Genomic DNA, 12,574 nt, shown 5'->3' on the forward strand with positions numbered 1-12,574 from the left:
CTTTAAATGGTGGCTGCTTCTAAGCCAACATCCTAGTTGTCTGTGCAACCCCACATCCTTTTCCACTTAACATATATTTTGGGACCTTAGCTGGTGGTCTGGGCTGTTTCCCTTTCGACTACGGATCTTATCACTCGCAGTCTGACTCCCGGATATAAATGAATGGCATTCGGAGTTTATCTGAATTCGGTAACCCGAGATGGGCCCCTAGTCCAAACAGTGCTCTACCTCCATCATTCTCAATTCCGAGGCTAGCCCTAAAGCTATTTCGGAGAGAACCAGCTATCTCCAAGTTCGTTTGGAATTTCTCCGCTACCCACACCTCATCCCCGCACTTTTCAACGTACGTGGGTTCGGTCCTCCAGTGCGTTTTACCGCACCTTCAACCTGGACATGGGTAGATCACATGGTTTCGGGTCTACGACTACATACTCATTCGCCCTATTCAGACTCGCTTTCGCTGCGGCTCCGTCTCTTCGACTTAACCTCGCATGCAATCGTAACTCGCCGGTTCATTCTACAAAAGGCACGCCATCACTCATTAACGAGCTTTGACTTGTTGTAGGCACACGGTTTCAGGATCTATTTCACTCCCCTTCCGGGGTGCTTTTCACCTTTCCCTCACGGTACTGGTTCACTATCGGTCACTAGGGAGTATTTAGCCTTGCGGGATGGTCCCCGCGGATTCCGACGGAATTTCTCGTGTTCCGCCGTACTCAGGATCCTCCTAGGTGTTGTCAGCATTTCGTCTACGGGGCTTTCACCCTCTTTAGCGGACTTTTCCAAATCCTTCAACTATACTAACAGACTACCATATTGGAGTCCTACAACCCCAACAAGCAAGCTTGTTGGTTTGGGCTCTTCCCGTTTCGCTCGCCGCTACTCAGGGAATCGAATTTTCTTTCTCTTCCTGCAGGTACTAAGATGTTTCAGTTCTCTGCGTCTACCTCTAATCAGCTATGTATTCACTGAAAAGTAATATCCTATAAAAGATATTGGGTTCCCCCATTCGGAAATCTCTGGATCATAGCTTACTTACAGCTCCCCAAAGCATATCGGTGTTAGTCCCGTCCTTCATCGGCTCCTAGTGCCAAGGCATCCACCGTGCGCCCTTATTCACTTAACCTTATCAACCTTACGGTTGGGTCTTGATCACTTCTTCTAGCGATAGAAGGTTAATCAATAAATAAGCAATTGAACTTATTAAAAAACTCATTCAACGCGGTGTTCTCGGTTTGTTTTGATTCTTTTTACTTCAATATCCAGTTTTCAATGAACGAATGTTTTGAGAGTAGACCTCTCAAAACTGAACAAAGTAAAGACGAAATGTGTATTTCCGTAATATTCCTTAGAAAGGAGGTGATCCAGCCGCACCTTCCGATACGGCTACCTTGTTACGACTTCACCCCAATCATCTATCCCACCTTAGGCGGCTGGCTCCAAAAAGGTTACCTCACCGACTTCGGGTGTTACAAACTCTCGTGGTGTGACGGGCGGTGTGTACAAGGCCCGGGAACGTATTCACCGCGGCGTGCTGATCCGCGATTACTAGCGATTCCGGCTTCATGCAGGCGAGTTGCAGCCTGCAATCCGAACTGAGAGAAGCTTTAAGAGATTTGCATGACCTCGCGGTCTAGCGACTCGTTGTACTTCCCATTGTAGCACGTGTGTAGCCCAGGTCATAAGGGGCATGATGATTTGACGTCATCCCCACCTTCCTCCGGTTTGTCACCGGCAGTCTCGCTAGAGTGCCCAACTAAATGATGGCAACTAACAATAAGGGTTGCGCTCGTTGCGGGACTTAACCCAACATCTCACGACACGAGCTGACGACAACCATGCACCACCTGTCACTTTGTCCCCGAAGGGAAAGCTCTATCTCTAGAGTGGTCAAAGGATGTCAAGACCTGGTAAGGTTCTTCGCGTTGCTTCGAATTAAACCACATGCTCCACCGCTTGTGCGGGCCCCCGTCAATTCCTTTGAGTTTCAACCTTGCGGTCGTACTCCCCAGGCGGAGTGCTTAATGCGTTTGCTGCAGCACTGAAGGGCGGAAACCCTCCAACACTTAGCACTCATCGTTTACGGCGTGGACTACCAGGGTATCTAATCCTGTTTGCTCCCCACGCTTTCGAGCCTCAGCGTCAGTTACAGACCAGAGAGCCGCCTTCGCCACTGGTGTTCCTCCATATATCTACGCATTTCACCGCTACACATGGAATTCCACTCTCCTCTTCTGCACTCAAGTCTCCCAGTTTCCAATGACCCTCCCCGGTTGAGCCGGGGGCTTTCACATCAGACTTAAGAAACCGCCTGCGCTCGCTTTACGCCCAATAAATCCGGACAACGCTTGCCACCTACGTATTACCGCGGCTGCTGGCACGTAGTTAGCCGTGGCTTTCTGGTTAGATACCGTCAGGGGACGTTCAGTTACTAACGTCCTTGTTCTTCTCTAACAACAGAGTTTTACGATCCGAAAACCTTCTTCACTCACGCGGCGTTGCTCGGTCAGACTTTCGTCCATTGCCGAAGATTCCCTACTGCTGCCTCCCGTAGGAGTCTGGGCCGTGTCTCAGTCCCAGTGTGGCCGATCACCCTCTCAGGTCGGCTATGCATCGTGGCCTTGGTGAGCCGTTACCTCACCAACTAGCTAATGCACCGCGGGTCCATCCATCAGCGACACCCGAAAGCGCCTTTCACTCTTATGCCATGCGGCATAAACTGTTATGCGGTATTAGCACCTGTTTCCAAGTGTTATCCCCCTCTGATGGGTAGGTTACCCACGTGTTACTCACCCGTCCGCCACTCCTCTTTCCAATTGAGTGCAAGCACTCGGGAGGAAAGAGGCGTTCGACTTGCATGTATTAGGCACGCCGCCAGCGTTCGTCCTGAGCCAGGATCAAACTCTCATAATAAAAGTTAGAACAATCTTGCGATTGTTAAGCTCAATTTGTTTGCTAGCATATTGCTTGCTTGTTAAAAATGTTTGTTGTCTTGAATTGAATCAAGACGCCCTACACATTTGGTTCGTCTATTCTTTGTTCAGTTTTCAAAGGTCTACGTTACCTCGCAGCAACTTTTATATCATAACAAACTTTCGTTTGAATGTCAAGAACTTTTTTGAAAAAGTTTTTTTAAGTTGTTTTGCTCGGTCGTTGTTGTCTGTTGTGACAACTTCTATATCTTATCATCTCGTTTGTTATTTGTCAACAACTTTTTTGTTGTTTTTTCAAACTTTTTCGAGAGATTTGAAATCAAGAATTGTTATTTAATTATTGATTTCTAAATCGCTCAGCTGTGTGACTCGCCTTGCGACATGTAATAATATACCAAGATTTCAAGCATTGGTCAATCATTATTTTCACTTTTTTTAAACTTTTTTCCAATACCGATTATTATGATTGGTCTAGGTATTTTCGTTCGCTTTTTACCCCCTTTCATCCTTTTTTGACTATAGTTTATTAACTTTTAGCAAAATCTTCTAAATTTATCGTAATATATCAAGGATTTTGTCCTTTTTAGCGATTATTTGTTAAAATATGGAAAAGAGATTTTTTATATATGGAGGAAATGAACGCTTATGAAAATTTTAGTTGCAGATGATGATAAAGAAATTGTAGAACTATTGAGTATTTATATTCATAATGAAGGATACGAAGTTGTGAAAGCTTATGATGGAAAAGAAGCATTATCCAAATTGCACACAACACCAGATATCGATTTATTAATCTTGGACATTATGATGCCAATCATGGATGGAATGGAAGTGGTGAAAGAACTTCGGAAAGAGTCGCAAATTCCAATTATTATGTTAACGGCAAAAACAACCGATATGGATAAAATCAAAGGCTTAGTTGCTGGCGCAGACGATTATGTCACCAAGCCCTTTAATCCTTTAGAAGTAATGGCTCGGGTAAAGTCTATTTTACGTAGAAGCCAAATGCAATTAACCAAAGAAGAACCCGATGAATTAGAAGTCGGCCCATTAATGATTAATAAGGACTCTCACGAAGTCAAAACAATAGAAGGAAAAGAAATTCAATTAACCGCTCTTGAGTTTGGTATCCTCTATCTATTAGCTAGTCATCCAAATCGTGTGTTTAGTGCGGATGAAATTTTTGAGCGTGTGTGGCAACAAGAAAGTATTGTTTCTGCTAAAACCGTGATGGTCCATGTAAGTCATTTAAGAGATAAGATTGAAGAAGCAACTGGCGGAGAAAAAGTCATTCAAACAGTGTGGGGAGTTGGATATAAGATCGATGCTCGTTAAACCTAAAAAGATTGAAAAACAAAAAAGAATTACCTTAACCTCTAAAGAAATCAGCGAGTTATTAGCAGAAGCAATTGTAACAATTGTTTTATTACTACTATTAAATGTCTCAATTATGTTCCTTTTAGGACAACTACTTAGTGAAAACTCGCCCTTAGCTGGTGTCATCTGGGCCACTAAGGATGCGGTCGCTAAAGAATTAAATACTGATTTGTTTTGGAGCTGGAATAAATTTGTCTTACCCATTTTCTTTTTAGTAGATGCAGCTGTTCTCTATTGGCGCTTAATCCGTCGCTACCATCAAATGCAATTACGTCATATTATCAGTGAGTTACATTACATCGCTGATGGTAATTACAATCATCGCATTCCGTTTGAATTAAGTGGTGATTTAGCAAAAGTCGTGACGAGTATTAACGGTCTGGTTGATAGTACTGTTGCAGCCATTGAAGATGAACGGCGAATTGAAAAATCAAAAGATGAATTAATTACGAATGTCAGTCATGATATTCGGACACCGTTAACTTCTATTATTGGTTATCTGGGATTGATTGAAGATCGTCAATTCCATAGCCAAGAAGATTTACTGAAATACACGCATACCGCTTACGTCAAAGCGAAACAAATGAAATTATTAGTTGATGATCTTTTTGAATATACAAAAGTCCGTCAACCAAGTGTACCGATTCATACAACGACTTTTGATATGGCACAATTAATTGAACAGCTTGCTGCCGATTTTGAATTGGAAGCGAAAAAGATTAATATGCAAATCCAAGTAAAAGCCAATCCAGCTTCTTTAATGATGGAAGGCGATACGGAAAAACTAGTCCGAGTCTTTAACAACCTTCTTTCAAACGCCTTGAAATATGGTAAAGGCGGCCATCATATTGTGATGGAAGTAGACAAAGTCGGCACCGAAGCAATTATCGCTGTTCGTAATGATGGACCAGCTATCCCTAAACATTCTTTAGATCAGTTATTTGACCGCTTCTATCGTGTCGAAGAATCGCGATCACAAGAAACGGGTGGTACTGGTTTAGGTCTGGCTATTGCACAAAGTATTGTCGCTTTGCATGGTGGATATATCTATGCGAAGTCTGATCAAAAGTGGACTTCCTTTATTATTCATCTACCCTTACAGCGTACCAACAAGAAATCAGAGAGTTAATTGACATCCCTGAGCTTTTTCGGTATTCTATAGAAAAGAGAAAACTAAGAGAAAAAGTATTTATGGCACTGAATTCCAGAGAGTTTGCGGGGGTGCGAGCAAACATTCATCTATAAAGAAGTCCGTCTCTTCTAGGTGTCCAGCGAAATAAGTTGGAACGGCCTGCAGCCGTTATCTGCAAATCAAGGGCAGTAACATTACTGAACTTGGGTGGTACCGCGAGATTTCCAGTCATTTCGTCCCAAGAATATTTATTTTTGGGGTGAGATGGCTTTTTTGTTGTTTTCTACAACAGTTATTATTGATTATGTACTAATTTAAGGAGGAAAAAATATGTTAGATGTAAAAATGATGCGTCAAAATTTTGACGAAGTAAAAGCAAAGCTCCAAACCCGTGGCGTGAAAGAAGAAATTTTAGTGGAATTTCTGCGTTTAGATGAAAGTCGGCGTGATTTACTAGTCAAAGTCGAAGAAATGAAAAAATACCGGAATGATGTGTCTGCTGAAATTGCTCAATTAAAACGGAACAAGGAAGATGCAACAGCAAAAATCGCGGAAATGAAAGAAGTCGGCGGCAATATTAAAGCGTTAGATGCAGAAATTAACGCTATTGACGAAGAACTACGTGGGATCACAACTACTTTACCGAACTTGCCAGATGATTCTGTACCGGTTGGCGCTGGCGAAGAAGAAAATGTAGAAGTACGTCGTTGGAGTGAACCAAGAACTTTTGCTTTTGAACCAAAACCACACTGGGAAGTCGCTGAAAACTTAGACATTCTAGATTTTGAACGTGGTGCCAAAGTAGCCGGTAGCCGTTTTGTTTATTACAAAGGCTTAGGTGCTCGCTTGGAACGTGCATTATACAACTTCATGTTAGATTTACATGTTTATGAACATGGCTATACAGAAATGATTACGCCTTATATCGTTAATGACACCGCCATGTTCGGAACTGGCCAATTTCCTAAATTTAAAGAAGATGTCTTCCAATTACAAGATACGGATTTAACGTTAATTCCAACGGCGGAAGTCCCTTTAACTAATTACTACAACAATGAAATTTTAGATGGCAAGGATTTACCGATTTACTTTACGGCCTTGAGCCCTTCTTTCCGTTCTGAAGCTGGTAGCGCTGGTCGTGACACACGTGGGTTAATTCGTTTACACCAATTTAATAAAGTCGAAATGGTTAAATTTAGTGATGCAGAGCATTCTTATGAGGAATTAGAAAAAATGACGAATAATGCCGAAGAAATTCTGCAAAAACTGGGTTTACCTTACCGTGTCATGGCTCTTTCAACAGGTGACATGGGCTTCTCAGCTGCGAAAACTTATGACTTGGAAGTTTGGATTCCCGCTCAAGAGACATACCGTGAAATCAGTTCATGCTCAAACTGTGAAGATTTCCAAGCGCGCCGTGCGATGATTCGTTACCGTGATGAAAATGATAAAGTCCAATATGCGCATACACTCAATGGTTCTGGTTTAGCCGTAGGACGGACAGTCGCTGCTATTTTAGAAAACTACCAAAACGAAGATGGCTCTGTGACTGTACCAGAAGTCCTCGTTCCTTACATGGGTAACCTAACAGTTATTAAATAAAGGGAAGATGAAGGTCGTTGTCTGATATCAGATAACGGCTTTTATTCTACAGAAAAAGAGGCAGACGTCGAAATGACGTCTGCCTCTTTTAAATTTCAAAAAAAATCAGCTTTTATTTTATTGAACAGAATAGTTTGGTGCTTCTTTTGTGATTTGAACGTCATGTGGATGTGATTCTTTCAATCCGTTACCGCTCATTTGAACAAATTGTGCTTCTTCACGCAACGCTTTCAGGTCTGCTGCACCGACGTAACCCATCCCTGATTTCAAGCCACCGATTAATTGGAAGACAATATCAGAAACGCTTCCTTTGTAGGCAACACGTCCTTCGATTCCTTCTGGCACTAATTTGTTTGCTTCATTGACACTTCCTTGGAAGTAACGATCACTTGATCCTTTTTCCATTGCGCCCAATGAGCCCATGCCACGGTAAGTTTTGAAACGACGGCCTTGATAAATTTCAAATTCGCCTGGAGATTCATCTGTACCTGCTAACATACTTCCTAGCATTACAGCATGTCCACCAGCAGCTAAGGCTTTCACGATATCACCAGAATATTTAATACCGCCATCAGCGATAATTGCTTTACCATATTCTCTAGCTACAGAAGCAGCATCATAAATCGCTGTTAATTGAGGAACACCAACACCTGCAACGACACGCGTTGTACAAATGGAACCAGGTCCAATACCAACTTTAACAACGTCAACGCCGACATCATACAAGGCTTTGGTTGCTTCAGCAGTGGCAACATTACCAGCAATTAATGTTGCTTCAGGGAACGTTTCACGAATTTCTTTAATTTTGCGAATAACGCCGGCACTATGGCCATGTGCAGTATCGATAACAATCGCATCGGCACCTGCTTCTAATAATGCTTCCGCACGTTCGAACGTATCACTAGTGACACCGACTGCTGCCGCCACAAGTAAACGACCGTGTTCGTCTTTGGCAGCATTGGGGAATTCAATCACTTTTTCAATGTCTTTAATTGTAATTAAGCCACTTAAGCGACCTGCTTCATCAACGATTGGTAATTTTTCGATTTTATGTTTTTGTAAGATTTTTTCTGCATCTTTTAAAGATGTGCCAACTGGTGCAGTGACTAAATGATCTTTTGTCATGACTTCTTCGATTTTGATTTGGTAGTCCGTTACAAAACGCATATCACGGTTTGTAATAATTCCGACTAATTTACGGTTTTCCATTGTTTCTACAATCGGCACACCGCTAATACGGTAACGACTCATTAATTCTTCTGCATCCGCTACTAAGTTTGTTGGTGTTAGAAAGAATGGATCAATGATAACGCCACTTTCAGAACGTTTGACTTTACGTACTTCGTCTGCTTGTTGGGCGACAGTCATATTTTTATGTACGACACCTAGTCCACCTTGACGAGCCATCGCAATTGCCATATTACTATCTGTAACAGTATCCATACTGGCACTCATCAACGGAATATTTAACTTGATATTTTTAGCTAGTTGTACACTCATGTCTACATCATTTGGTAAGACATGGCTTTCTGCAGGGATTAATAGCACATCATCAAATGTAAGACCTTTTTTCGCAAATTTTGTTTCCCAATTTGACATTTTTTTGTCCACTCCTCAACTTAATTTTATATATGAAAATAACAGATAATACTAAGGAAGTCAACTAGATTTGTTTAAATAATCAATGAGGAATAAAGGACAAAACACCAAAATCGTTTTGTCCTTTATTCAACTCTTCCTAATTAAGGTTATACTTTTACCTTGTGTTTCTTTTTTTGTTGTAAAAATCGGCTAAATCCAAAACCGCCGACAGAAAGCAGGGTAATCATTGTCCCTATTTTTTGCACTTTTGTTCTTTGGTAACGGATGTCGACATGTCCTGTACCAGATAAAGAAAGAGTGGCTAAGCCTCCTTGATTGGTTAGGTTCATTTTTTGGGCGCCCGTTTGGTTTTTCATTTGAATCGTGGCTTGATAGCCTAAGTAATAAATAAAAGGCACAGCCACCTTTGCTGATTGATTCACCACTTGATAGTCAAATGAAATTTTCCCATAAGGCATTCTAACGTTTGTAATGGTTACTTGTTCTGCCGAATAATTAAGTGGTCGTTTTTTCCGTTTCAATAATTCCTGATAATTGATTTCATCTGGCAAATATTCATGGCCCGCACCGATATAAAAAGGCGTTGGTTGCTCATACTCAGCTTTTGTTAACAGGCGGCCTTGTTGTGACTGAATACTTTGATATTGATAAATGCCCAAATTGCTAATGGCAAGGAAAACCAACAAAGCCACGGTCCAAGAGTTACGGAAAACGCCCCATTCATCTTGTGCAATGAAAAAAGCGAGCATCACAGAAAGAATCCCTAAAAACCGCCAAGGAAACTGAATCGTATTTAAAGGCGTGTGGTTCAGCCAGTGCCAAGGAAAAAGCGTGGTAACCATCAATAAGAGCACCAGAGTCAAACCAATAAACCGTTTGTCCTGAATTTTTTTGCTGGCAAGCGAAACCACTGCTACAACAAGCCCCACAAACAAAAGAGTTCCTAGATTCGCTGTTTTTGCGTGAAAAACACTGCTCTTTAAACTATTAATGAAAAGAGAAACAATAGAATAACTTCTTTCGGAAATATAAGTGAGTGGATTGGACGTAACTTTAAACACTTGATTTTTCATTTGTTCAACCACTGGTAAAAGGTAAAAGGCCAGCCAAAGCAATGTCAGACCTGCAGCCTTCGCTAATGCCAACAGGACCTCCTTTTTAAAAAACTGCTGCCAATAAAACAGAATGTATAAACCAATCCAAATAGAAACCATTTCAATAGAAATAAAGTGAGCCAGCCCAATCCCGGTCATCGCCATCGTTAACAATGGCCAACGTTTCGTGGTTCCCCTTCGTAATAAAAACAGACTCGCTAAGACCAACGGAAAAAAACTTAACGCCAAAAATTCTCCTAACGCTTGGCGATTAAACAAGTCTTGCATGCGGTAAATAGATAAGCCATACAAAATGGCAAAGACATAGCTTCTTTTTTTAGAGAGCGCCATTAATCGGCCTGCGTAATAAGTAAGACTAAATGTTGCTAAGTTTACCACAAATACAAAAATCGTCATACTAGCGACAAAGGTAAACCCCAGAACACGCAAAAGCGCAGGTAAATAAAGATACGCATCTGGATAAAACAAACTAGAGGCATACCCATAGCCTCCCAAGAAAAAATAATTGATTTTAGGAAACCAGTCGTTGTTTTTAATTGCTAATGCGAGGCCTTCCACCCGATTTTGATGAAAGCGGAAATCACTTGCTCGTAAAAAATTCTCTTGAAAGTAGACAAAATAGAGAGAAAGTCCACTTAATAAGAGAAAACTAATAAAAATGAGTAGCCGCTCGTGTTGACGGCACCAAGACTTCACTTGTTGTCCCATAAGAGGCTCCTTTCTTTAGCAAACTTCTGAAAACAGAAGCCTGGGACACTAGTTCTTTCGACTAATCCCCCAGGCTTTAACTGTTAAAACTCTCTGTTGAGAGAGCGACTTTGCTTGTTGCAGTTTCTGCGTCAACCTATGCGCATTCACAATTGAGAGCGTGCCGTTTATTGACGTGTCATAAAACTACCTTGAATATTGTATTTTTTCTTGAAGAAATAGCGTGCCACAAAGGCTAACGCACCGATTACTAAAGCAATCATCGGATCTAAAATTGGATTGATCACTGGTGGCAGCATCGCTGAACCGGCGAAAACTGCAATCCACAAGAACATCCCACCAAATAGAATGGCGGTCGTTTTTAACCAACCAGGACGTTTGCTTTTGTCGCCACCTTGACGATCAAAACGGTAAACATATTTGTGCATTAGATAGAAAACATAACCCCCAGCCATCGCACCTAAGATATATGTGGTTAATCCTAGCGGCTGTGCGGTTCCTTTTGAAAATAAAGACATCGCCGCTAACATGATTGTTAATAAACCAAGTAATAACAAGGTATTGTCGAGCCAAATCATCCAGCCCGCTGGTTCTTTGACTTCTGCTGGTTTATTTAAAATCGCTTCCGTCCGTTCTGAAACAGTGCCAAATAACTGACGGGCTGTTTTGCCTGTTTTTTGACCTGCTACTAATTCTGGTAAAATACCGTGTAAAGCCAATGCTAGCTCTTCTTCAGATAAATTAGCCGCTTTTAATGATTTTTTTAAATCAAAAATGTATTGTTCATTTCTTTTAGTCAAATTCTGTTCTAATTGACGATTCTCAGCCACGATTGCTCGTAATGCTTCTGCTTCCATAGTTGTATCCTCCTCACCCTCTTGTAGAGGGAACCTCTTTCTAAACGGCTGAATGGCCTTAAATATGTGGGCTTACCCCAAAACAAATTGCTTGTTGGGCACGGTTTTTTTCTTAAACGTTAAAACGGAATAACATAACATCGCCATCTTGAACGACGTAGTCTTTTCCTTCTAAACGAACACGGCCCGCTTCTTTGGCAGCTTGCATATTGCCATATTTATCTAGGTCTTCATAAGAAACTGTTTCCGCACGAATGAAGCCTCGTTCAAAGTCACTGTGGATAATTCCAGCTGCTTGAGGTGCCTTGATTCCTTTACGGAACGTCCACGCACGAACTTCTTGTTCACCAGCTGTAAAGTAGGTAGCTAAGCCTAACAAATCGTAAGCCGCACGAATCAATTGATCTAAGCCAGATTGTTCAATGCCCATTGCTTCTAAAAATTCAGCCTTGTCTTCTTCAGAATCCAATTCGGCAATTTCTTCTTCTGCTCGCGCACTAACCACGATTACTTCCGCATTTTCACTGGTTGCAAAATTACGAACTTGTTGTACATACTCATTGTTATCTGGATTTGCCACTTCATCTTCTGAAACATTCGCTACATAAAGGACCGGCTTTGTGGTTAATAAGAAAAGCGATTTAACAATTTTCTCTTCTTCTGGCGTAAATTCAATCGTGCGAGCAGATAAACCTTCTTCTAAAACTGGTTTGATTTTGTCTAAAACAGCTAATTCTTCCACCGCTTCTTTATCTTTTGCTTTTGCCATTTTAGCCACGCGAGTATAGCGTTTATTGATTGAATCTAAATCTGCTAAAATTAGCTCTAAGTTAATTGTATCAATGTCTGCTAAAGGATCAACGAAATCCGCATCCCGATTTTGTTCACGCATGATGTTTTCGTCATCAAAACAACGAACCACGTGACAGATCGCATCTACTTGGCGAATGTGACTTAAAAACTGATTTCCCAGCCCTTCTCCTTTGCTGGCACCTTTAACAATTCCGGCGATGTCTGTAAATTCAAACGTTGTGGGAACTGTTTTTTTCGGTTTTACTAGTTCTGTCAAGCGTTGTAAACGGGCATCTGGTACCTCAACCATGCCGACGTTCGGATCAATCGTTGCAAAGGGATAATTTGCAGCTTCTGCTCCTGCTTTTGTAATTGCGTTAAATAGGGTCGATTTACCAACGTTTGGTAAGCCGACAATTCCAGCTGTTAGTGCCATTTGTTTTCCACTCTTTCTCT

Annotated in this window: 7 protein-coding genes, 2 rRNA genes and 1 other annotated feature (1 of these 10 only partly in view); of the genes, 3 read left to right on the forward strand and 6 right to left on the reverse strand. The window is 41.5% G+C overall.

Going from position 1 to position 12,574, the window contains the following annotated elements; all coding sequences use genetic code 11:
• Positions 1-1,126: ribosomal RNA gene (locus IGI87_RS13335) — 23S ribosomal RNA — on the reverse strand; it reaches 1,787 nt to the left of the window's first position.
• A 226-nt stretch (positions 1,127-1,352) separates the two neighbouring features.
• Positions 1,353-2,913: ribosomal RNA gene (locus IGI87_RS13340) — 16S ribosomal RNA — on the reverse strand.
• The 16S and 23S rRNA genes sit together here, the layout of an rRNA operon.
• Before the next feature lie 665 nt (positions 2,914-3,578).
• Between IGI87_RS13340 and IGI87_RS13345 the strand changes: the two genes are divergently transcribed.
• From IGI87_RS13345 to serS, 3 genes are all read left to right on the forward strand, one after another.
• Positions 3,579-4,268 carry a response regulator transcription factor gene (locus IGI87_RS13345; protein WP_002355963.1) on the forward strand — a complete coding sequence of 230 codons (690 nt, stop codon included), beginning with the start codon at positions 3,579-3,581 and terminating at the stop codon, positions 4,266-4,268.
• Entirely contained in the window at positions 4,258-5,439 is a 1,182-nt protein-coding gene (locus tag IGI87_RS13350) for a sensor histidine kinase (RefSeq protein WP_002363566.1), read from the forward strand. The genes IGI87_RS13345 and IGI87_RS13350 overlap by 11 nt, the downstream gene beginning before the upstream one ends.
• 38 nt (positions 5,440-5,477) lie before the next feature.
• Positions 5,478-5,686 (forward strand) — a binding site (T-box leader).
• Positions 5,687-5,772: 86 nt separating this feature from the next.
• The gene (gene serS, locus IGI87_RS13355; RefSeq protein ID WP_104855283.1) at positions 5,773-7,044 is read left to right on the forward strand and encodes a serine--tRNA ligase; all 1,272 of its coding nucleotides are present in this window, start codon (positions 5,773-5,775) and stop codon (positions 7,042-7,044) included.
• Between the two features lie 117 nt (positions 7,045-7,161).
• Here the strand turns inward: serS and guaB are convergent, their stop codons facing one another.
• From guaB to ychF, 4 genes are all read right to left on the reverse strand, one after another.
• Complete coding sequence (gene guaB / locus IGI87_RS13360; protein ID WP_002355966.1) at positions 7,162-8,643, reverse strand: IMP dehydrogenase; 1,482 nt, start codon at positions 8,641-8,643, stop codon at positions 7,162-7,164.
• Positions 8,644-8,792: 149 nt separating this feature from the next.
• Entirely contained in the window at positions 8,793-10,469 is a 1,677-nt protein-coding gene (locus IGI87_RS13365; protein WP_317095910.1) for a 6-pyruvoyl-tetrahydropterin synthase-related protein, read from the reverse strand.
• A gap of 167 nt (positions 10,470-10,636) precedes the next feature.
• Positions 10,637-11,326: a DUF1129 domain-containing protein gene (locus tag IGI87_RS13370; RefSeq protein WP_002363563.1), complete on the reverse strand. Its 690-nt coding sequence runs from the start codon at positions 11,324-11,326 to the stop codon at positions 10,637-10,639.
• A gap of 112 nt (positions 11,327-11,438) precedes the next feature.
• Positions 11,439-12,554 carry a redox-regulated ATPase YchF gene (ychF, locus tag IGI87_RS13375; RefSeq protein ID WP_438737351.1) on the reverse strand — a complete coding sequence of 372 codons (1,116 nt, stop codon included), beginning with the start codon at positions 12,552-12,554 and terminating at the stop codon, positions 11,439-11,441.
• Positions 12,555-12,574 lie beyond the last annotated feature (20 nt).

Source organism: Enterococcus sp. DIV1444a, assembly GCF_051712125.1.
In the GTDB taxonomy this organism is placed as follows: domain Bacteria; phylum Bacillota; class Bacilli; order Lactobacillales; family Enterococcaceae; genus Enterococcus; species Enterococcus faecalis.